Here is a 21,802-nt window from a genome sequence, read left to right on the forward strand (position 1 = left end):
TATGCGGATTAATCGGCTGTTAACGAAGCTGCAACGGAAGCGCGACGCCTCAGGCGTTTCCTATAGGAATCTGCAACGAGGTTCGGGAGGAACCATGAGATCCACCTCAGACATACCGGTCGCCGGCACCAGCCCTGACGACGCCGACGGCGATACGTCGGCGTTCGACGAGTACGAGGACCGGCCGGTACCGGCATCGGCGCGCAGATCGCTCTTCGCAGTGTCGTCGGTGTGGCTCGGGTTCCCGATGATCCTCACCTGCGCCGTCTTCGGCGGCATGATCGTGTACTCGCTCGGGTTCTGGCCGGGTATGGCCGCGATCGCGGTCGGCAATCTGATCCTGATGGCCTACGTCGGACTGCTGAGCTACCAGGCGGGCCGCACCGGCGAGAACTTCGCGCTGATGGCTGCCCGCACGTTCGGCGCCAAGGGCTACCGCATCCCGGCAGCCTTCCTCACCACAGTGGTGATCGGCTGGTTCGCCTTCCAGACCGGTCTCACCGGATCGACGCTCGAGGCGAGCATGGGGTGGAACGCCACGCTGATCGCCCTGATCGCGGGCGTCGGGTATGTCGCGGCGACCCTGCTCGGCATCCGGGCACTGACCGTGATCGGGATCATCGCGGCACCGCTCTATCTGATCCTCGGCGTTCTCGCCATCGTCGACGCCTCGTCCGCGCCGGGCGCCGGAGACTTCGCCTCCTACACCGGCGGAGCGGGCGCCACCGCGCTCACGTTCGGAGCCGCGGTCACGCTCGTGGTCGCCCTGTTCGCCGACTCCGGAACCATGACAGCGGATTTCACCCGCTGGTCGGTCAACGGCAAGCAGGCATTCCTCGCCGCGTTCAGCGCATTCCCGGTCGGCAACACCGTCGCGCTGACCATCGGCGGCGTCATCGTGGCGATGGGCGCGGGCGACGATCCGGCCACCAACGGCGGCGGGTTCCTCGGCATCCTCATCGACAACGGCGGCGTGCTGGTGCCGATCGCGGTCGCCTTCGTGTTCATCAACCTGGGTTCGGTGTGCACACATTGCCTCTACAACGGCGCCGTCGGTTGGAGCGAATTGACCGGCATCCGGATGCGCGTGCTCACCGTCGGACTCGGCGCCATCGGCGTCGCACTCGCCGTCGCCGGCATCTGGCAGCACTTCGAGGACTGGCTCAACCTGCTCGGCGTCGTCGTCCCACCGCTCGGCGCGGTCCTCATCGTCGACCAGGTGCTGCCCCTGACCAGGCGGGCCGCGTCGTCCGACGCCCCGACACCGTGGCGTGCAACGGCGTTCATCGCCTGGGGCGCCGGTGCGATCGCAGCGCTCGTCACCCACTACTTCGCCCCGGCCCTGTGCGTCGTCGCGGTGGGGATCGTCGTGTCCGGCGCCCTCGCGGCAGTTCTGAGCCGGCGGACGTCCGCCACGTCGTCGACGCCGGACGTCACCGTCGAGGACACCACCTCGGCGCCGGTGTGACTGATGTTCGTCATCACCCAGATCACCACCCGACATCCGCACCCCCCGACCAGGAAACGACCATGACATCTGCTGCACCACATGAATTCTCGACCATCGGCGGCGCACGGCCGTATGCGTGGCCCTACGACGGCGGGTTCGACCCCGCCTCCACCGCACTCCTCTGCATCGACTGGCAGACCGACTTCTGCGGTCCCGGCGGCTACGTCGACTCGATGGGCTACGACCTGTCGCTGACGCGGGCACCGCTCGAGCCGACCGCCCGCGTCCTGGCCGCGGCGCGCGACGCCGGCCTCACGATCATCCACACTCGGGAAGGTCACCGCGCCGACCTGTCCGACCTCCCGGCCAACAAGCGCTGGCGGTCGGGACGGATCGGGGCCGAGATCGGCTCCACCGGCCCCTGCGGGCGCATCCTCATCCGCGACGAACCGGGATGGCAGATCGTGCCGGAGGTCGCTCCGCTCGACGGCGAGATCGTCATCGACAAGCCGGGCAAGGGCGCCTTCTATGCGACCGACCTCGATCTCGTGTTGCGCACCAACGGGATCACGCACATCATCCTCACCGGCATCACGACCGATGTCTGCGTCCACACCACGATGCGCGAGGCGAACGACCGCGGTTACGAATGCCTCATCCTCTCCGACTGCACGGGTGCGACCGATCCCGCCAACCACGAGGCGGCGCTCAACATGGTCACGATGCAGGGCGGTGTGTTCGGCGCCGTCGCCGCGTCGTCGGACCTCCTCGACGTGCTCGGCGCGGGGGTCGCCGACGCGCTCGCCGGATAGCGCTCTCGTCCCCGCGGGGCGGTGTGTTCGCTGCCGGAGGATTCCTCCGGCAGCGAACAAAGTGGACTTGAAGCCAACTTGAAGTTCTACCGTGGACGGCATGAGCATGCAGTCCGTGGCCTGGGACATGATGTACAAGTCCTCCACCCAGCCGAGCAGCAAACGGTTGCGGGGCGACCGCCGGGTGACACTTCGCCGGATCGGCGACTTCGCCCGCCCGCACCGGCGTCGTATCGCCTTCTTCCTCGTCCTGTCGGTCTTCACCGCGGTGCTGACGGTCGTGACCCCGCTGCTGGCGGGCCGGGTCGTCAACCTCATCACCGAGGGCGGCTCGGAGGCGATGATCGTGGGACTCGCGGTCGCCATCGCGCTGATCGCCGTCGCCGAGGCCGGCGCGGGCATCGGCGTCCGGTGGCTGTCGGCGAACATCGGTGAGGGCCTCATCCTCGACCTGCGTCGCGCCGTCTTCGACCACGTGCAGCAGATGCCGGTGGCGTTCTTCACCCGTACCCGCACCGGGGCACTGGTGAGCCGGCTCAACAACGACGTCATCGGTGCCCAGCGCGCGTTCAGCGACACCCTGTCGGGCGTCGTCTCCAACATCGTCACGCTCACCCTGACCCTCGCCGTGATGATCGCGATCAGCTGGCAGATCACGCTGCTCGCGCTGATCCTGCTGCCGGTCTTCGTCGTACCGGCGCGGCGCATGGGCCGGCGGATGGCCGCGCTGTCCCGCGAAGCCGCCGAGCACAACGCCCGGATGTCGACGCAGATGACCGAGCGCTTCTCCGCTCCCGGCGCCACGCTGGTGAAGCTGTTCGGGCGGCCCGATCTCGAGTCCCGGGAATTCGCCGAACGTGCCGACCGTGTCCGCGACATCGGGGTACGCCGCTCGATGCTGCAGGCGTATTTCATGACGACGCTGATGCTGGTGTCGGCGCTCGCCCTCGCCCTGGTCTACGGGCTCGGCGGTTGGCTTGCGGTACAGGATCACCTGTCCGCGGGCGCGGTGGTCTCACTGGCGCTGTTGCTGACCCGGATGTACGCGCCACTGACGGCCCTGGCGAATGCCCGCGTCGAGATCATGAGTGCGCTGGTCAGCTTCGAGCGCGTCTTCGAGGTGCTCGACCTGCGGCCCCTCATCACCGACGCGCCGGATGCGATCGCGGTGCCCGGCACCGAGAGTGGCCGACCCGTGCCGGTGTCCGTCCGGTTCGAGGACGTCTCGTTCGCCTATCCGGCGGCCGACAAGGTGTCCCTGGCCTCGTTGGAAGAGGTTGCCCAACTGGACAATCGAGCCGGGACGACGGTTCTGCACAACGTCGACCTGGATGTTCCGGCCGGCAGCATGGTGGCCCTCGTGGGGAGTTCGGGTGCGGGTAAGTCGACCATCGCGAGTCTCGCGACCCGCCTCTACGATGTCGACGAGGGGTCGATCAAGCTGGCCGGGGTGGACATCCGGAAGTTGCAGACCGCGTCGGTCCACCGGACGGTCGGCCTCGTCACCCAGGACGGGCATCTCTTCCACGACTCCATTCGCGCGAACCTCGTTCTCGCGCGGCCGAACACGTCCGACGACGAGATCTGGGACGCGCTGCGGCGAGCTAGGCTCGACGACCTCGTCGGATCACTTCCGGACGGACTGGACACCGTCGTCGGCGAACGCGGCTACCGGCTGTCCGGCGGTGAGCGCCAACGGATGACGATCGCCCGACTGCTCCTGGCCCAGCCGTCGGTCGTGATCCTCGACGAGGCCACCGCGCATCTCGACTCGACGTCGGAGGCTGCGGTCCAGGAAGCACTCGGTGAAGCACTCGAGGGACGGACCTCGATCGTCATCGCACACCGGCTGTCGACGATCCGGGCCGCCGACGAGATCGTCGTACTCGAAGCCGGGCGCGTCGTCGAACGCGGTGATCACCCGACACTCCTCGCCCGCAACGGTCGCTACGCCGAGCTCTACCGCACCCAGTTCGCCGACGACGATCCCGAGGACTCGGATTCGCTGACGGCGTGAGCGCCCGCGGGCTCAGTCGTCGAGGTCGTCGAAGTTGTCGATCAACCCGCGGCGCCGGGGGCGGTCGTCGGTGTCCTTGACCCGCTCACCGAGGCGGCGCCGGAGCTGCATGCCGATCAGCACGACGTTCACGACCACCACGGCGATCCCGACGGCCACCCAGAACCACCGGCCCTCCTGCCACCAGCCGACGGTCAGCCAGCCGATGCAGAAGATGAGGATGGTCGCGCCGACGATGGTCAGCGTCATCGAGAACGTCTGCGCGCTCCGCGAGAAGTCGGGGCCGGTGGTCACGTCGATCTCCCTGGATGGTGGACGGCTGAGTGTCGCGGCCGTCCCGAAGGTAGGAGTGTCGTGGTGAACGGCGAGGTCAGGACTGGATCACCATGACCACCGCGACGAGGACCGCCACCACCACTATCGCAGCGACCACGAGCATGACCTGCTTCGGGCCCGGCATCTCGCCTCCGGTGACCAGCGCGCGCGTCGTCCGTCGCCATCGCCAGGCCCCGAGTACGGCCAACGAAGCTCCCAGCCCGACCATCAGGACGCCCAGTGCGACGTCGATGAGCGGGGTGGTCTCGTCGGGCGACAGGTAGACGACGGCGATCCCGGCCGCCATGAATCCGAGGGCGGTCCGGACCCACGCGAGCAGCGTGCGTTCCGCGGCCAGGGTGAACCGGGCGTCCACCGCGCCCGGGGGTCTGGTCTCCAACTCGTCGGCGTAGGCGGTGCCCGGGTTCGCCGGGGCCGGGGTGTTCACGTCGTCAGCCGGCGCGCTTGCCCGTTCGTTCGTCAGTGGTCTTGCCCTCTCGGATCGCGTCGGTGGCGAAGGCCGCGGTCACCTCGACCGCGTCCAGTGTCTCCGGGTGATGCGAGCTCAGCACCGGAAAAGCATGGATCTGCCAGGCGTAGATGTGGGCCACCGCGGTGACACCCGCCTCGTCGAGCGATTCGACGAGGTCGATGACGTCGGGCTCGAGCATCTCCCCCTCGGCCGCGACCAGGACGGTCGGCGGAAACGACGCGAGGTCGGCGTCGACGATGCGTCGCACACCCGAGAGCGGGATCGGGCCCCTGTCGAACTGCGGCGCCAGCCGGGCCATCTTGGTCTTCGGCAGGTAGGCGTCGGAACGGCTGGACCGGTCCGGATGAGTACCCAGGTCCATGTCGAGCAGTGGCGAGAACCCGACGAGGGCCGCCGGGGTGGGGAGGTCCCGGGCCGCGACCGCCTCGACCACCTTGGCGGCCAGGAAACCGCCGGCGGAATCCCCGGCGACGATGACGCGACGGAACCCGCGCTCGTTGATCAGTTCGGCGTAGGCGTCGACCGCGTCGACGACGGACGTACCGACACCCGCCTTCGGCAGCTGGCGGTACTCGAGCGAGAACACCGGCACTTCACACGCCCGCGCCATCCGCGCCGCGATCGAGCGGTGCGTGCCGAGCCCGCACACCACGAAGGCGCCACCGTGCAGATAGAGCATCGCCGTGTCGCTGTCCCGGCGCGACGGCCCGACCGGCATGATCAGTTCGGCGGGCCGGCCGGCGAGGACCAGTTGCTCGCGGACCACGCCCCGGGGCTTGGGTCCGATCGCGATGAGCCGGTCGATGAGGAAGAGACCGGCGAGTCCCGGCTTGTTGACCGGCCACAACGCCAGGGTCGGCTTCAGGAGCACACGTGCACCGAGCCACATGGGGAACGACCGCAGGCTGGGCCGACGGTGGTGAACGATGGGCATCAGATTCCTCCTGGCCCGAAACTACACCTCGGAGCCACACGTTTCAGTCCGTTCATCGGCGACCGCGTTCACTGTGTCGAGGCCGGTCGGTCACCTTCGTCGGCTATATTCTCGGACTCGTGACCCCATCGCGGATGTGCCCGGCAGGTGCCGGTTAGGTGCCGATCCCACCCCAGTTCCTGCTGTCTGCGCAGGCAGACCCCCCTCGCACCCTCTGCGACGTACTCACCGCCACCGCCCGTGCACACCCGGACGCGGCGGCCATCGACGACGGCGAGATGACCCTGACCTACGGCCAGTTGCTGGCTGTGGTCCGCCGCACCGTCGCGCGTCTCGGCGAGGCCGGCGTCGGGCGTGGCAGCCGGGTCGGCATCCGGATGCCCTCGGGCTCGCGAGACCTCTATGTCGCGATCCTGGCAACCCTCTACGCGGGCGCCGCCTACGTGCCGGTCGACGCCGACGACCCGGACGAACGCGCCGAGCTCGTCTTCGGCGAGGCCGACGTCGACGCCATCGTCGACGCGGGCGGACCCCGTTCGACGAGAACGGCGTCGACGGCTTCGACGTCCGCGGAACCCCCGGCCCGCCCCACACCCGAGGACGATGCGTGGATCATCTTCACCTCCGGGTCGACCGGCAAGCCCAAGGGCGTCGCGGTCACCCACCGCAACGCCGCGGCTTTCGTCGACGCCGAGGCGGCCATGTTCCTCCCGGACGCCCCGATCGGCCCCCACGACCGGGTCCTGGCCGGGCTGTCGGTCGCCTTCGACGCGTCCTGCGAGGAGATGTGGCTCGCGTGGCGCAACGGCGCGTGCCTGGTACCCGCACCGCGCTCGCTGGTACGCAGCGGCATGGACCTCGGACCGTGGCTGGTGGCGCGGGACATCACCGTCGTGTCGACGGTGCCCACGCTGGCCTCGCTGTGGCCGCCCGAAGCCCTGGAAGCGGTGCGGCTGTTGATCTTCGGCGGCGAGGCCTGCCCGCCCGAGCTCGCCGACCGGCTCGCCGTCCCGGGCCGTGAGGTCTGGAACACCTACGGCCCGACCGAGGCGACGGTCGTCGCCTGCGCCGCACCACTGGGCGGCGGCGGTCCGGTACGGATCGGATTGCCCTTGCGCGGTTGGGATCTCGCTGTCGTCGACGCCCAGGGCCAACCGGTGGCCGAAGGCGAGGTCGGTGAACTGGTGATCGGCGGCGTCGGCCTGGCCCGGTATCTCGATCCCGCGAAGGATGCGGAGAAGTACGCTCCGATGCCGACGCTCGGCTGGGAACGTGCTTACCGCAGTGGCGATCTGGTGCGGCTGGACACCGCGGGCCTGCTGTTCATGGGCCGCGCCGACGACCAGGTGAAGGTCGGCGGCCGGCGCATCGAACTCGGCGAGATCGACAACGCGCTGCAGAACCTGCCCGGGGTGAGTGGGGCAGCGGCCGCGGTCCGCAAATCCGCGGCCGGCAACAGCCTGCTCGTCGGTTATCTCGTGTCCGCCGACCCCGGCTTCGACGTGGCCGGCGCGCACGCCGAATTGCGGCGCCAACTGCCCGCCGCCATGGTGCCCACTCTTGCCCTTGTCGACGAATTGCCCACGCGCACTTCGGGAAAGGTTGATCGTGATGCGCTGCCCTGGCCCCTGCCAGGCAGCGGCAGACCAGTGGATGACGACGTAGAACTCAGCGAGACCGAGCTGTGGCTGGCGCAACTGTGGACCGATGTCCTCGGTCTGACCGTCTCCAGCCCCGATGTCGACTTCTTCGCCGAGGGCGGCGGATCACTGGCCGCGGCACAGCTCGTCACCGCTGTCCGCGAACGGTATCCCGACATCTCGGTGGCCGACCTCTATGACCACCCGCGCCTGGGATCCATGGCCGAGATGCTCGGCGCCCGCCGCCCGACGACGAGCATCGACGAACGCCACATCGAACCGACCCCGCGCTCGGCCGGGCTGGCACAGCTCGCACTGACCCTCCCGCTGACGACGCTCACCGGACTTCAGTGGGCGACGTGGCTCGGCGTGGTCAACAACCTCGCGGTCCTCACCGCCGAGCGGATGGACCGCACGGTCGAGTGGCTGGTCGAGATCAACTGGTGGGTCCTGCTGGCGGCGTTCCTGGTCTTCATCACCCCACCCGGACGCATGTGCATCGCGGCCGTCGGCGCGCGAGTACTCCTCGCCCGCGTCTCTCCGGGCGTGTACCCACGCGGCGGCAACGTGCACCTGCGGCTCTGGGTGGCCGAGCGCCTCCTCGACGCCAGCGGTGCCGCCAATCTGTCCGGGGCGCCGTGGATGATCTATCTCGCGCGGGCCCTCGGTGCGACGATCGGGCGCGGCGTCGACCTGCACACCATCCCACCGGTCACCGGGCTGCTCACGGTCGGCGACGGCGTGTCCGTCGAACCCGAGGTCGACATCTCCGGCTGGTGGATCGACGGCGACGACGTCCACATCGGTGAGATCGCGATCAAACGCGGGGCGTCGATCGGCGCCCGGTCGACACTCACCCCGGGCGCGGTCGTCGGACGCGACGCCGTCGTCGCCCCCGGGTCGGCGGTGTTCGGCCGGGTCAAGGCCCGCCAGCACTGGGCCGGTTCGCCCGCGGCGAAGATCGGGAAGGCCGAACATCCCTGGCCCGACCACCGGCCCCCACGGGCGACGTGGTGGGTGCCGGTCTTCGGCCTGTCCTCACTGGGGCTGGCCGCGATCCCGTTGATCTCGCTGGCGTCGGGCCTGGCGGTGATCGGGTCCTGGGCATTGACCGCGGACCGCCTGCGGGACGCCGGGATTCGCGCGCTGATCCTGCTGCCCGCGGCCACCGTCACGAGCCTCTTCGTGTTCGCCGCGATCACCGCGGCCCTGGTCCGGCTCGCCTCGCTGGGCCTGAACACCGGCTACCACCCGGTGCGTTCCCGCGTCGGCTGGCAGGTGTGGATCACCGAACGCCTCCTCGACGCCGCGCGCACCTACCTGTTCCCGCTGTACGCGAGCCTGCTGACACCGATCTGGTTCCGTATCCTCGGCGCGAAGGTCGGTGCGGGGACCGAGATCTCGACCGCACTCGTACTCCCCCGGTTCACCACCATCGGCGACGGCGCCTTCCTCGCCGACGACACGATGGTCGCGTCCTACGAACTCGGTGGCGGCTGGCTGCACATCGACGAGGCGAAGATCGGCAAGAGGTCCTTCCTCGGCAACTCCGGCATGACCGGTCCCGGCCGCAAGGTCCCCAAGAACGGTCTGGTGGCGGTGCTCTCGGCGACACCTGACCGGGCGAAGTCGGGGTCGAGCTGGCTCGGCAGCCCGCCGGTACGTCTGCGCCGGACCGCCGCCGAGACCGACACCTCGCGCACCTTCGAGCCATCGGCCACGCTGAAGGTCGCCCGCTCACTCATCGAGACGCTGCGCCTGGTGCCCGTCATGGTGTCGTTCGGGCTGGGTATCGGCCTGCTGCTCGCGCTGCAATATGTGGCGGTACACGTGCATTACGGGGTCGCAGCCCTGGTGAGCGGCCTGCTGCTGCTGGTCGTCGGCGCGATCGCCTGTGTCACCGCCGCCGCGGCGAAATGGCTCGTCGTCGGACGCATCAGGGTGAGCGAGCATCCGTTGTGGAGTTCGTTCGTCTGGCGGAACGAATTGTCCGACGCCTTCGTCGAAACCGTTGCGGCCCCCTGGTTCGCCAACGCCGCGACCGGTACACCGATCCTCAACCTGTGGTTGCGGATGCTCGGCGCGAAGATCGGTCGCGGCGTCTGGTGCGAGACCTACTGGTTGCCGGAGGCCGACCTCGTCACCCTCGGCGACGGCGCGACCGTGCAACGCGGCTGCGTGGTGCAGACCCACCTGTTCCACGACCGGGTGATGGCCATCGATCGCGTCACCCTGGGTGCGGGTGCGACCCTCGGCCCGCACTGCGTCGCCCTGCCCGCATCCGGACTCGGCGACTCGGCGACCGTCGGACCCGCGTCGCTGGTCATGCGTGGTGATGTCGTCCCGGCGCACACCCGCTGGCAGGGAAACCCCATCGCTCCCTGGCCGCGCTGACGGGGTTTCGACAAGCTCAACCGGCAGAGGGAAGCTCAACCGGCAGAGTGAAGCTGCAACCGGCAGAGGGAAGCTCAACCGGCGGAGGGGTGCGGATCAGACCGCGGGCTCTCCGGCGGCCGGCTGCTCGACCTTCTTGGGCAGCGTGAGGAGTGTGGCGATCGACAGGGCGACGAGCATGATGCCGCCGACCAGGGCGAGCACCTCGAGCGAGAACGCGGGCAGCACCATCATCACGATGCCGGCGATGATCGCGACGATGCCCGACAGGATCAGGAACCAGGTCGGGGAATGACCGGACTTGGTGATCGCCGCGTACAGGTCGGCGACGCCCTGGAAGATCCAGCCGATCCCGATGAACACCGCGAGCAGCCACACGGCATCGCCCGGGCTGAACAGTGCGATCACACCGGCCAGCAGCACGATTGCGCCGACGATCCCCAGCATCACCCGGACCCCGGTGCTCAGGAACGACGCCGCGAAGGCCTGGTAGATGCGGAAGATGCCGGCGATGATCAGCGAGATCGCGAACAGCATTGCAACGACGACGATGGTCGGCCCGGGCCACAGGATCGCGACGACCCCGATCACGATGCCGACGATCGACGTGATGATCAGTGCCGTGCGCACGGCACCGACCAGTTCGTCGGGGAAGTGTTTGGTGTACACCGTGGCGAAGGTCATGGTCGGAGGTTATCCGCCGCAGGAGGATCCGGCGCGCTATTCGCGCAGGAGTGGCACAAACCCGACCGTCGTCGTCGACGCGAATGAACACGGGGTAACAAGTAACGATGACCGATATCGCTTACTTCGAGCCGATCAGCGGAACCGGCGGGGCCGACCGCGGGATCCGGTACCGTCCGACCCGCTTCGCCGCCAGCCCGTGGGCACCCGGGACCCTGAACGGTCCGTCGGTGTGCGGCCTCGCCGCGCGCGCGGTCGAGATCGAGTTCGGCGGGGACGAGTTCCTACCCGCCCGGTGCACCATCGATCTCTTCCGGGCCGCGCGCGACATCGTCACCTCGACACGGGTCCGCCCGGTGCGATCCGGCGGACGCATCCGGGTCGTCGACGTCGAGGTCGTACAGCATCCGGAGGATGGCGACGAGGTCGTCGTCGCCCGCGGTTCCACCGTGTTCCTGCGCACCTCGAGCAACCCGCCCGGGCAACGGTGGCATCGTCCGGCCGAAACGGTCACCTTCCACCCGCCCGCGGTGGCCGCCGAGGACGACGACCTCTTCCCCCGGTTCGCCTCCGACGCCACGGCCGGGGCCGTCGGCGAGTGGGGACGGGACATGGCGGCTCATCAGAACGCGCACCGCAAGCGACGGTGGTCCCGCGCCGCGCCCATCGTGACCGGGGAGAAACCCACGCCGTTTCAGAGCGCGGTCGTCAGCGCCGAGGCCGCGAGCTTCGTCTCGAACTGGGGCAGCGCGGGCATCGGCTTCATCAACTGCGATCTGACCGTCGCGCTGAGCCGTTTGCCGTCGGATGGGCGGGTCGGCGTCGAGGCCGACCTGCACATCGAGGACGACGGCGTCTCGGTGAGCACCGCCGGGCTCTACGATGCCGACGGCATGTTCGGGACCGCCCTCGTGACCGCGGTGAACAATGCGGCCGCACAGATCGACTTCACCACCGTCGACATCTCCGAACGCTTTCGAGAAGCCTGAGGACACACAGCCATTAGGCTCGCGAAGCACCGTAGTGCACCTCACACATATATCTCAGGTCTTGATAAGGTCACGGCCATGACACGGCGCCTCTCACGGCTCTTCCTGGGTCTTGTCGTCTCCGTATTGGCCCTGGCCTTGACGACCACCCTGGCCGCCTCACCCGCGCACGCCGCCCCGCATGCCAACGGTCCGGCGACCATCGTCAACCGGTTGACCGGCCCGTTCGCGATGAACGACACCATCGGGCGGTTCAACATCGTCGGTACCGATCTCGGTGTCATGTGGGACAACGGCCGCGGCGAGATCCTCACCGCGTTCGGTGACACCCAGTCGTTCAACGGGTGGTCCCTGTTGTACGGCGAGCTCTTCTACTGGCGGTCCAACGTCCTGCTCCGCAGCACCGACAGGCATCTGAACGACGGGATGACGTTCACCTCGCATGCCGGCCGCCCCGGCCATGCGAAGCGTCTGCTGAAGCCGAACGTCCGCCGCGAGGTCACGATCATCCCGACCGCGGGGGTGGCCGCCAACGGCAAGCAGTACATGACCGTGATGTCGGTCAAACGTTGGGACTCGCCCGGCATCTGGACCACCAACTGGGCCGGTCTGGTCTCCTCCGCCGACAACGGGGAGAACTGGCGTGCGGTGAATTCGTTCCGTCCCAACGGGGGCGGCAACAAGAAGTTCCAGATGGGCGCCTTCCTCAAGGTCGGCAAGACCATCTATTACTACGGGACGCCCGACGGACGTTGGGGCGGAGTCTATCTCGCCCGCGTCGACGAGAAGGACATCGAGAAGCTCGGGAAGTGGCAGTACTTCTCCTACGGCAATTGGGTACCGAACAACCCCGATGCCGCCACCCCGGTGATGGGCGCGCCGACAGGCGAGCTGTCGGTGCAGTGGAACGACTACCTCGGCAAGTACATCTCACTGGCCAGCCAGGATGTCGGCGTCACCCTGCGCACCGCCGACAAGCCCTGGGGCCCGTGGACTTCCGGCGAGATCGTCGCACCCTCGGTGGACCCGTACACGGGTTACGCACCCTACATCCACCCGTGGTCGAAGGGCAGCACCCTCTACTTCACCTACTCGATCTCCATCGGGTACCAGGTCTACCTGATGCGGCTACCGCTGCGCCGCGGCTGACCTACCACTGCCCACCCCCGACACGTCGGGAGATGGACATCACCGTCCCGTGATCCGGTCGGCTCACGCGAATTCTCCAAGCCAGTCGTCGATGGCCTGTGCGACTTGCGCCGCGGATTCCATGGGGGCGAGATGACCGACGCCGTCGAGCGTGACCAGGTCGGGACGGCCGGGTAGTAGTTGTTGTAACCGGGTGGCTTGCTCGACGGGAATCCATGGATCATCGGCGCCCCAACCGATGCGGGTGGGACACCGCACCTGTGACAGTCGTTCCACGACGGGCCTGGTGTGCTCTGGTCGCAGGGCCGCGATCTGCCGATAGAAGCCGGCTTGGCCGTTCCCGCCGAGCCATGGCTGGACGAGCGCATCGAGCTGCTCTGCGGGCAGTCCGTGGGGTATGGCTCCGGCGATGTACTCGCGTACCAGCGCGGCGTGCAGAGCGTCGGGAAGTTGAGCAAACACCTCTGGATGGTCAGCGACCAGGCGGAAGAACGGTGATCCCCATGGATCGAGGGTCACGATGTCCCAGAGAAACAACGATGCATACCCGCAATCGCGGAGTAGATGGGCGCCCAACGCGACCGCACCGCCGATGTCATGAGCAACGACATGCGGCCGGGTAACGCCCCACAACGACTGCACCTGGGCGAATCTCGACATCTGGGTTGTCAGGTCGAGTGGCGCATCGGGGGTGATCGATTGGCCGTATCCCGGCATGTCCCACAGGAACACGCGGCGATCGCGACCGACATGGCGGGCTACCTCAGCCCATACACGCGCAGACCAGGGGGTGCCGTGACACATCACAACCTCTCCAACGGCCTGGTGCGTGGGCTCGAAAACGTACGTCGCAACACGTATTCCGTCGACGGTGAGGTAGTGCGGCCGCGGCAGTTCGGTGTCCATGAGTCAGAACTCGACCTCTCTGGGGTATCGGGATGGATAGACCGCCAGGCGCGAACTCAGCGGTGGTTGCTGCACTCAGGAGCGCCAAGAGGGCGTCAGTGCTCTATCGCCTCGGACGCGGGGATGTCGTCGCAGCTGCGGGCGAGGTCGGTGCGGCACCGGACCGAGTGAAGCAGTGTGCATGCAATGCCGCAAGTGTGGTGCGTACCGCCAGCTCGGCGGCATTGTCATCGAGTGGTGTTGTGGTGGTGAGAAATTGGTAGTACAGCGGCGATGACAGGTGGCGTACGACGGCTGTCGCGTCGGTGTTTGCGGGAACGTCGCCGCGGTCAATGGCGTCGAGGATCGGTAGCGACCATTCCTCGACGCGTCGCCGGTAGAACTTGGCCAGTGCGGTCTTGGTGTCCCGATCGTGGGTGGCTGCGGCGATCAGCGCAGCGAACAGAGGCCCTTGACGTGGGTGTGTGAGCGTCCGTACGAGCAGTTCGGCGTTGGCGCTCAGATCGGCGTCCAGATCACCGGTTCGTGTCGCGGACACCGATCCTGTGGCCATGTCATCGAGCAGGTCGGCCACCAGAGCTTGAGCCGTCCCCCACCGGCGGTAGATCGTGGTCTTTCCCACCCCCGCCGACCGAGCGATCGAGGGCAGGTCGATTCCGGCGAAGCCGTGCTCGATGAGCGCGTCTTCAGTCGCGGTCAGCACCGCCTTGCGTACTGCAGCGGTGCGCCCGCCGGGGCGAGCAGCGACCGGATGAACAGCGACGGGGGCGGCACTCGGGCGGGACTGAGCCATGACTTCATACTACGACCGCGCACGCCTTATCGGGAACCCAGTTCCATTTATGATGTTCGGCAGGTATCGTTGCTAATGGTTCTGTTATCCCGTTAAGGAGTGGGTATGGAGTATCGACAGGTGGGCCGTTCTGGTCTGGTGGTCTCGGAATTCGGTTTTGGTGCCGCCACATTCGGCGGACGGGGTGAGTTCTTCGGCGCGTGGGGAGACACCGACGTCGTGGCCGCGCGCCGGCTCGTCGATCTGTGTCTGGATGCCGGTGTCACCCTGTTCGACACAGCTGATGTGTACTCCGACGGCGCATCCGAAGAAGTGTTGGGTGCGGCACTACGCGGTCGGCGCGATCGTGTCGTGCTGTCGACGAAAGCCGCGTTGCCCATCGGTGCGGGCCCATCCGATCGCGGGACCTCCCGCACGCGGTTGATCAACGCCGTCGACGCAGCGCTGCGGCGCCTCGACACCGACTGGATCGACCTGTTTCAGCTGCACGCCTTCGATGCCGCCACCCCCCTCGACGAGGTCACCGACACGCTGGATGTGCTCGTGCGCAGCGGCAAGGTGCGCTACACCGGTGTGTCCAACTTCTCGGGCTGGCAGTTGATGGGTTCACTGTCGACCGCCGACCGACGCAACGCCCCACGGCATGTCGCTCATCAGGTGTATTACTCGCTGATCGGGCGCGACTACGAATGGGAGCTGATGCCGCTCGGCGCCGCCGAGGGCGTCGGCGCGATCGTGTGGAGTCCCCTCGGTTGGGGTCGGCTGACCGGACGCATACGGCGCGACGCGCCCCTGCCACCGACGAGTCGATTGCATTCCACCGCGGACGCCGGCCCACCGGTCGATGACGAACACCTCTACACCGTGGTCGACGCCCTCGACCACGTCGCCGAAGAGACCGGTCACACCGTCGCGCAAGTCGCCCTCAACTGGCTCAGCCGCAGACCCACCGTGTCCAGCGTGATCATCGGCGCCCGCAACGACTCCCAGCTCCTGGACAACCTCGGCGCGGCCGGATGGTCACTGACCACCGAACAGGTCCGCTACCTCGACGACGCCTCGGCAGTCGAGGCGCCCTACCCCTATTTCCCCTACCGACGACAGGAAGGCTTCGCCCTGCTCAACCCGCCCACCGTGTAACACACATTCCGGCGGACGCCATGGAGACTGTTCAGCTCGTCGTTCGATCATCGGACGCGGTAACACCCAGCGAGGCGGGGGCGACCATCATCACAAGGGGGTTCGATGTAGCAAAGTCTTGCTGCACTTCCTTCCATCTTTGCTTCTTCAACAGTGAGGACCCACCCATGCTCCACCGCATCCGAGCAACCGCTGCCGGGATCGCCATGGCCGGCGCCGCAGCAGTATCGATCGCCATCGCTCCGACAGCATCAGCGACCCCAGACCCCGCAACCCCGGTCGCCGCACCGGAATTGACGTTCGCCCTCCCGGCGATCAGCGGCCCGAATGTCGGCCCGGGCTATGTGGGAGGTGGATTGTTTCGCCAAACACTCGTGACCGCCCGACCCGCCGCCGGATCATCGGTGTCATTTGCGGTCGCCAACCTGGCGCACTACAACACCTTTTACGCCTACCAGTACGTGCAGGTGGCGTGGCGTAACCTCACCACCGGTGCAACCGGCACGGTGAACCTGAGGCACTGGCAGCGACCGAACTTCGCCCCCGGCACCATCCCCCTCACGGGATACCCCTCCACCCTGCCCACCACAGCATCAGCACCGACCGGGGCAGGACCCCTCGTATCGACCGTGACCGTGCTGCGCGAGCAGTACAGCGGCACCGTGGCCAACAACATCATTCCCGGCCTCAACGCACTCCTCGTGCCCTAACCCCTACGACCCACCACCAGACAGCAAGGGGCACAACCGATGAGGCATATCCGCACACTCACCGCCGTCGCGGCCGCCGCCACGGCGCTCGCACTTGCCGGCTGTACCAGCGACCCCACCGACACCCCACCCCAGTCACCGTCAGCGCCGGGCAGCGCAGCCACGGGCAGCACCAGCACATCGGCGGCCGGTGAATCCACTGCAGCTCCCCGCGGTGCCCCCGGCGCCGAAACCGGCATCGACCCCGGCGTCGACGCCCCGGATCAACCGCAGCCCACCGAGGCGACCGGTCCCACACCCGACCAGGGAGCACCCCCAGCCGCCGAACGCCCTACCGATCCCAACGAACCCTCCGCCGCAGGCACCTACTGCGGGGCCGGCTACAACGGCCTGGCCATATGGGCCTTCGGACCCGACTGCGCCACCGCCCAATCGGTGTCATCGGCCCTGGGCGCTCAACGCGCCACCGGCGCCCAGTTCCCCATCACAGTCACCGTCGCCGGAAGCACCTGGAACTGCTACCAAGGCGGCACACCCGTGCCCTACATGGAATGCTCCGGCCTCGGCGCCGTCCGACTCACCTCCTGAGACACCTCCCCCAGCGTCCGAACCGCCGTGGCTGTGGTCGACCCCAGGCGCGCCAGATCCGATTGCCGCGTGAACACGCCGAACTCCCCGCGCTCAGGTCACGTGGGGAGCGCCCAGCCCTCGCCGGCGATGGTGAGCACGACCAGCGGGATGGGGCGCTCGACCTTGGACTGGAAGTCCGCCAGCAGTGGGTTGTTGGCCAGCACCCAGGCTGCGAACTCGTCATAGTCCACGCCTTCGAGCACCTTGCCGGTCCCCTGGTGGGTTTTGTCCCGGAACTCGATCCTGACCTGTGGATTCGCCTTGATGTTGTACCACCATGCCGGGTACTTGTCCTCGATGAACGAGCTCACGTACATGGTGTCGTCGCGGTAGCAGGGTCCCAGTGGAGTCGTGTGTGGCTTTCCGCTCTTGGCCCCGATGGTGGTGAGCAGGATGAGGTCGGTGCCTGCGTAAGCGCCGGCCACCTTGCCCGCGTTCTCCCGAAACTCCTTGATCACATCATCGTTCCAGTTGGCGATGCCGCCCTCTTGGTCCCACGCCTGGTTCCACGGCGCGTTCGGATCGTCGTAGTCGGTGATAGTGGTCTGATCGGGCTGTCCTGCAGTCGATTCGATTTCACTCATGATCCGAGTGTGTCGTCGAGTTAGGACAGTTACGGTCCTAACTCGATTCGATACGAAAACTCGTCCTGCCGCGTCGCCAACTAGATGTATGAGGCCATGACGTTCGCTACGCCAGCCGGGGCTCGGGAGGCCGGCGGTCTACCGGCGGCAGCGCCGTGGGGGCGGTGGTAGTTGTAGTGCACGTTCCAGACTTGAAGTGCCCGTTCTCGTTGTTCTTCAGAGTTCCAGACGCGGGCGTAGAGGAACTCTTCGGCGAGATTCGGTTATGGCGCTCGACTTTACCGTTGTGGCGCGGGGTGTATGGGCGGGTCCTTTTGTGTTGTTCGCCGAGCAGTGCGTGAGAGAAGGTCACGGCGCGATAGCAGGCTCCGTTGTCGGTGACGATCTGCTCGATTCTGTTGATAGCGTGCGCTAATAACCGTGCGTGGGCCCGGTGTAGAAATCCGATTGCGGTGACCGCCTTTTCGTCCGGCAGTGCTTCGGTGTAGGCGAGGCGAGTGTGTCCGTCCACGGCGGAGTGCAGGTAGACGTATCCGCGCCTGCCGGTCTTGGTCTTTGTTCGTGATGCGGCCTTGGCTTGTTCGGAGTCGCGGCCGTGGACGCGCCAACCTTCGCCGTCTGGGATGCGCCCAACCTTCTTCACGTCCAGGTGCACCATGTGACCGGGTCGTTTCGCGACGATGGCCTGCGGTTTACGATTGCCTTCGACGTTGGGGTCGATGAATCTTCGGCGGTGCAGGCCGAGTCGGGCGAGTGTCCGAGTGACAGTACGACGGCTGATCGCTATGCCGTCCTGATTGAGCTCGAAGGCGATTCGGGAAGCTGACCACTTGTGTTCACGTCGCCACTGCTCAACCTGGGCAACCACTTCCGGCGGCGTAGCGCGCGGTTGCCGACACGGTGTCGAGGCACGATCTTGCAGACCGGTTTCACCGTAACGGCGGTAACGGTTGACCCACTTCGACACACACGCCCCGGAGATGCCCATTTCCGCGGCGACGTGCGCGATCGGACGGTTTTGACACCGTTTCACAAGACGGCGACGCACCTTAATCGACAGGGGCGCGTTGGTATGGGTCATTGTGTCGCACTTGGTGCCGAGGGCCGGGGCGTGGTGTCATGGGCGCTTATGGCCTGGCGCACCTCGTTGATGGCTGTGCGGATCATGTCGCCGTAGCCATCTCGCGCCAGGGCGGAAGTGTGCTGTCCAGCGCGATCGATGTAATCGGTAGCTGCCTCGAACGAGCCCAGTCGGCGGAGGTTGTCGGCAATGTTCAGCAGCAAGCTCGGGTAGAAGCCCGCCACTTGGAGGCTTGCATGGTGCTGCTGAGCCCGGTGATTGGTAATTGTGGCGGCGGCATCAAAAGCCCGGACATCCCACATGAGTGCCACGGCAGGGCTGTCGTATAAGTCGGCGAGGTAATGCGCGAGAGTGCAGCGATGGAACGGGTCACCGTCCACCCCGATTCGGTTCCAAATATCGAGGAGGTCTCGTCGAGCCGACTCGGTGTCGCCTTCGCGGCCGATAGTCACGGCTTTGCCGATGGATTCCATTGTCGGGTCAGGCATAGCTGCGTTCGTGGTCATGGCGTTATTCAGTCCTTGCTGTTTTCGGCGGTGTACGGCATGCTTTCGGCGTCGGCTCTAGGCGTGGTTCAGCCGGTGATCGAGGAAGGGTGACGGCAGGGCATCACGAGTACGGTGAGATCGCCGGCGTCAGCCGATCGGACTGTGGCCGGCTGGTCGGGCCCGCGGAGGTCGAGCATTACGTCGTTGCCGACGGTATGACCCAACGCTGGATACAGCGTTGTGAGCTCGAACCAGAGTGTGAGGTCGGGACCTGTCGCCGAGCCGTTGAGGTCAATTCTGGCGTCGGGCAGCAGGAGAACCGGTTTGCTGTCGATCACCTCGAGGCCGACCGTGTCTGGCGCAGTTTGTTCCAGTGCGGTGAGAATCTGCTGATTGTCGATGGTGACACGGTGCGTCACCAATGCAAGGGAACGAATCAGCATTTTGTAGTCAGGGAACGTCTCGGTTAAGAGCCGGCAGTGCGCCACGGTGCCGTCGACCATGCGAAAGGTCAGGGTTCGTTCACCCGCCTCGGCAATCACACGGGGACTTCGCCGCAGTCGCGAGATCGCGCCCTGCAGATCTTCACCAGCGAGCGTCCCCGCCCATGAACCGGCAAACGGTTTGTCCGGGAACAGTGTTCGTGTCGCCAGGCGGTACCGGTCGGTCGCTGTCAGCGACACCGAATCAAGGTCGGTTTCCATTCGCACACCACCGAGAACTGGGATGTGTCGATCGTGAACGGTGGTAGCGAGTACCTGATCGACAGCGGCCGCGAGCACCGGCCCCGAAAGCTCGCACACAGTGATGTGGGCGCCCTCTCCGAGGGATGCCTTCAGCGCTGCAGCAACCTGGTACATACCGACGGTGTCGGCGGCGACCCTGGCAATCTGATCATCAATCAGACGTGCCTTTTCGTCGTCGCCCGCCGTGAAGAACGTACCGATAGCAGACAGCGGCATGCCAACCTCGCGTAGTCGCCGCAGCTGCAGGGCGGGTTCGAGCTGGGCATCGCTGTACAACCGGTAGCCAGTCAGTGGGTCGACGAGCTCAGGCCGAAGCAGCCCTGCGTCGTCGTAAAACCGTAACGCGCTTGTCGTCAATTCAGCGAGCTTTGCGAACTCGCCAATCGACATCAATCTCGGGTCACTCACAGGAACATCATCAGGCCTCAACCAACTTGAAGGTCAAACCCCAATCCGGCCGATGTTCCGCGTCAACAACGTGCTGGCCCGCAACAACTAGAGCCGTCGGTAGGTGACCCACCGACACGTCGGGGCGGTTGACGTCCGTCTCCGGACCCAACCGCCCCGGCGTCGTCGGTTGGGGCTCAGCTCTGGCCGAGCATCCCCTTCATCTGGTCGATCTCCGCCTGCTGGGTTCGCTTGACCTCTTGGGCAAGGGCTTTCGTCGCAGGGTTGACGCCGTCGGCGAGTACCGCATCGGCCATCGCGATGGCGCCTTCGTGGTGCCGGATCATGCCCTCGAGCCACAGCCGGTCGAACTCCCCACCGCGTGCGTCGCGTAGGGCGGCCATCTGGTCCGGGGTGAGCATGCCGGGCATCGCGGAGTGACCGTCATGGCCCATGTCCCTGCTCCCCATGTCACCATGCCCCATGTCCCCGTGGTCGTCGCCTGGCTCGCCCCAGCTCTCGAGCCGGTCCTCCATCTGCTCGATCTCGGCGTCCTGGGCCTTCTCGATCGTCGACGCGAGGGCGATCAGTTCCGCGTTGTCCGTTCGGCCCTCGACGAGTTCAGCCATCATGACGGCCTGGCGATGATGTCCGATCATCGTCGAGGTGAATTCGACGTCGGCCTCGTTGTGAGCGGTCGACGCAGGCGCGGAGGTCGTCGCCGACCCGGAGGTCGAGGTGGCATCGGCCGTGGTGCCACCCGGCGACTCGTCCGGCGAGCACCCGGCGACCGCGATGAGTGCCGCCGCGGTCAGCCCGATTCCCGCCGCTGGCCGGATACGGCGTCGAGATGTGTTGTACGTGTGCATGAGTGAGTTCCTTGCTGCTGTCGAAGTTTCCGGCGGGCGCGACGGCCGACCGGATGGGAGAGATGAGGACAGAGCGGACCCAGCGGTCCGCAGACGCTCATCTCAGCAGCGGATCACCTGTAGTTGCAGATGGGAGTAGATGGCCCACGGCGGCGGACGACCCAGGACTGTCGTTCGGCGGCGAGCGATGTCGGCGATGCGCGGCAGCGCCGCGAGCGACCAGACGAGGAGGACGAGCACCACGGCCGGGAGATCGACGCCCGCCGCGCGGATGAAGACGCAGTCGTGCGAGTGCTCGCCGCAGTCGTCGGTGTCGGTCATCTCCGGGCCGGTCAACTCCGGCGCGGCGCTCATCGTCGACGACCCGCTGTGCGCCGAATGACCGGCGTGGTGCGACATCCCGCTGTCGCCGCCGGATGGCCCGGCCTGAGAATGACCCGCTGCCGAAGCGGACGATGCCGGCGAACCCGAGTGACCCGACACCACCGTGTGCATCAGCATCACGGCGAGAGCGAGCACGAGAACCAGCCCGCGGCGCCGGCGTACGGCACCGCGACCCGTTCCACGGCGGCGGCTCACGGTGCCAGGTTA

Annotated in this window: 20 protein-coding genes and 1 pseudogene; 9 read left to right on the forward strand and 12 right to left on the reverse strand. The window is 67.0% G+C overall.

The window, feature by feature from the left end; translation table 11 throughout:
* Nucleotides 1–94 precede the first annotated feature (94 nt).
* The 3 genes from KTR9_RS22610 (at nucleotide 95) to KTR9_RS22620 (ending at nucleotide 4,279) form a co-directional block, all read left to right on the forward strand.
* Nucleotides 95–1,468, forward strand: a complete 1,374-nt coding sequence (locus tag KTR9_RS22610; protein WP_014928298.1) for a cytosine permease — start codon at nucleotides 95–97, stop codon at nucleotides 1,466–1,468.
* 62 nt (nucleotides 1,469–1,530) lie between these two features.
* Entirely contained in the window at nucleotides 1,531–2,262 is a 732-nt protein-coding gene (gene biuH, locus KTR9_RS22615; protein ID WP_014928299.1) for a biuret amidohydrolase, read from the forward strand.
* A gap of 100 nt (nucleotides 2,263–2,362) precedes the next feature.
* Nucleotides 2,363–4,279: an ABC transporter ATP-binding protein gene (locus KTR9_RS22620; RefSeq protein ID WP_044508211.1), complete on the forward strand. Its 1,917-nt coding sequence runs from the start codon at nucleotides 2,363–2,365 to the stop codon at nucleotides 4,277–4,279.
* Nucleotides 4,280–4,291: 12 nt separating this feature from the next.
* On the opposite strand, the gene KTR9_RS22625 is transcribed toward KTR9_RS22620, so the two are convergent.
* From KTR9_RS22625 to KTR9_RS22635, 3 genes are all read right to left on the reverse strand, one after another.
* Nucleotides 4,292–4,573, reverse strand: a complete 282-nt coding sequence (locus tag KTR9_RS22625; protein WP_014928301.1) for a hypothetical protein — start codon at nucleotides 4,571–4,573, stop codon at nucleotides 4,292–4,294.
* A 76-nt stretch (nucleotides 4,574–4,649) separates the two neighbouring features.
* Entirely contained in the window at nucleotides 4,650–5,042 is a 393-nt protein-coding gene (locus KTR9_RS22630; protein WP_014928302.1) for a YidH family protein, read from the reverse strand.
* Between the two features lie 4 nt (nucleotides 5,043–5,046).
* Entirely contained in the window at nucleotides 5,047–6,021 is a 975-nt protein-coding gene (locus tag KTR9_RS22635; RefSeq protein ID WP_014928303.1) for an alpha/beta hydrolase, read from the reverse strand.
* A 158-nt stretch (nucleotides 6,022–6,179) separates the two neighbouring features.
* Between KTR9_RS22635 and KTR9_RS22640 the strand changes: the two genes are divergently transcribed.
* On the forward strand, nucleotides 6,180–10,055 hold the full coding sequence (locus KTR9_RS22640; protein WP_014928304.1) for a Pls/PosA family non-ribosomal peptide synthetase: 3,876 nt from the start codon (nucleotides 6,180–6,182) through the stop codon (nucleotides 10,053–10,055).
* A 96-nt stretch (nucleotides 10,056–10,151) separates the two neighbouring features.
* Here the strand turns inward: KTR9_RS22640 and KTR9_RS22645 are convergent, their stop codons facing one another.
* Nucleotides 10,152–10,739 carry an HdeD family acid-resistance protein gene (locus KTR9_RS22645; RefSeq protein WP_014928305.1) on the reverse strand — a complete coding sequence of 196 codons (588 nt, stop codon included), beginning with the start codon at nucleotides 10,737–10,739 and terminating at the stop codon, nucleotides 10,152–10,154.
* 107 nt (nucleotides 10,740–10,846) lie between these two features.
* Between KTR9_RS22645 and KTR9_RS22650 the strand changes: the two genes are divergently transcribed.
* Together KTR9_RS22650 and KTR9_RS22655 are read left to right on the forward strand one after the other, a co-directional pair.
* Nucleotides 10,847–11,728 (forward strand): acyl-CoA thioesterase domain-containing protein, encoded by an 882-nt coding sequence (locus KTR9_RS22650; RefSeq protein ID WP_014928306.1) that lies wholly within the window; start codon nucleotides 10,847–10,849, stop codon nucleotides 11,726–11,728.
* Nucleotides 11,729–11,806: 78 nt separating this feature from the next.
* The gene (locus KTR9_RS22655; protein ID WP_014928307.1) at nucleotides 11,807–12,877 is read left to right on the forward strand and encodes a DUF4185 domain-containing protein; all 1,071 of its coding nucleotides are present in this window, start codon (nucleotides 11,807–11,809) and stop codon (nucleotides 12,875–12,877) included.
* Between the two features lie 63 nt (nucleotides 12,878–12,940).
* Here the strand turns inward: KTR9_RS22655 and KTR9_RS22660 are convergent, their stop codons facing one another.
* Nucleotides 12,941–13,783: an alpha/beta fold hydrolase gene (locus tag KTR9_RS22660; RefSeq protein WP_014928308.1), complete on the reverse strand. Its 843-nt coding sequence runs from the start codon at nucleotides 13,781–13,783 to the stop codon at nucleotides 12,941–12,943.
* Nucleotides 13,784–13,886: 103 nt separating this feature from the next.
* Nucleotides 13,887–14,576 (reverse strand): TetR/AcrR family transcriptional regulator, encoded by a 690-nt coding sequence (locus KTR9_RS22665; protein WP_014928309.1) that lies wholly within the window; start codon nucleotides 14,574–14,576, stop codon nucleotides 13,887–13,889.
* A gap of 105 nt (nucleotides 14,577–14,681) precedes the next feature.
* On the opposite strand from KTR9_RS22665, the gene KTR9_RS22670 reads away from it, so the two are divergent.
* From KTR9_RS22670 to KTR9_RS22680, 3 genes are all read left to right on the forward strand, one after another.
* A complete protein-coding gene (locus tag KTR9_RS22670) occupies nucleotides 14,682–15,716 on the forward strand; it encodes an aldo/keto reductase (RefSeq protein WP_014928310.1) in 1,035 nt (344 codons plus the stop codon).
* Between the two features lie 167 nt (nucleotides 15,717–15,883).
* Nucleotides 15,884–16,426 (forward strand): hypothetical protein, encoded by a 543-nt coding sequence (locus tag KTR9_RS22675; RefSeq protein WP_014928311.1) that lies wholly within the window; start codon nucleotides 15,884–15,886, stop codon nucleotides 16,424–16,426.
* 39 nt (nucleotides 16,427–16,465) lie between these two features.
* Nucleotides 16,466–17,014: a hypothetical protein gene (locus KTR9_RS22680; RefSeq protein WP_044507312.1), complete on the forward strand. Its 549-nt coding sequence runs from the start codon at nucleotides 16,466–16,468 to the stop codon at nucleotides 17,012–17,014.
* Between the two features lie 98 nt (nucleotides 17,015–17,112).
* On the opposite strand, the gene KTR9_RS22685 is transcribed toward KTR9_RS22680, so the two are convergent.
* The 6 genes and pseudogenes from KTR9_RS22685 to KTR9_RS22710 form a co-directional block, all read right to left on the reverse strand.
* Nucleotides 17,113–17,640, reverse strand: a complete 528-nt coding sequence (locus KTR9_RS22685; RefSeq protein ID WP_014928312.1) for a nitroreductase/quinone reductase family protein — start codon at nucleotides 17,638–17,640, stop codon at nucleotides 17,113–17,115.
* 80 nt (nucleotides 17,641–17,720) lie between these two features.
* A pseudogene (locus KTR9_RS27105) lies at nucleotides 17,721–18,721 on the reverse strand (IS481 family transposase).
* The gene (locus KTR9_RS22695; RefSeq protein WP_014928314.1) at nucleotides 18,718–19,227 is read right to left on the reverse strand and encodes a hypothetical protein; all 510 of its coding nucleotides are present in this window, start codon (nucleotides 19,225–19,227) and stop codon (nucleotides 18,718–18,720) included. Before KTR9_RS22695 ends, KTR9_RS27105 begins: the two are co-directional and overlap by 4 nt.
* 68 nt (nucleotides 19,228–19,295) lie before the next feature.
* Nucleotides 19,296–20,363, reverse strand: a complete 1,068-nt coding sequence (locus KTR9_RS22700) for a DNA polymerase III subunit beta family protein (protein WP_044507315.1) — start codon at nucleotides 20,361–20,363, stop codon at nucleotides 19,296–19,298.
* A gap of 176 nt (nucleotides 20,364–20,539) precedes the next feature.
* Nucleotides 20,540–21,211, reverse strand: coding sequence for a DUF305 domain-containing protein (locus tag KTR9_RS22705; RefSeq protein ID WP_014928316.1), 672 nt, complete (start codon nucleotides 21,209–21,211; stop codon nucleotides 20,540–20,542).
* A gap of 102 nt (nucleotides 21,212–21,313) precedes the next feature.
* Nucleotides 21,314–21,790: a hypothetical protein gene (locus tag KTR9_RS22710; protein ID WP_014928317.1), complete on the reverse strand. Its 477-nt coding sequence runs from the start codon at nucleotides 21,788–21,790 to the stop codon at nucleotides 21,314–21,316.
* Between the last annotated feature and the right edge of the window lie 12 nt (nucleotides 21,791–21,802).

The organism is Gordonia sp. KTR9, from assembly GCF_000143885.2.
Lineage (GTDB): Bacteria > Actinomycetota > Actinomycetes > Mycobacteriales > Mycobacteriaceae > Gordonia.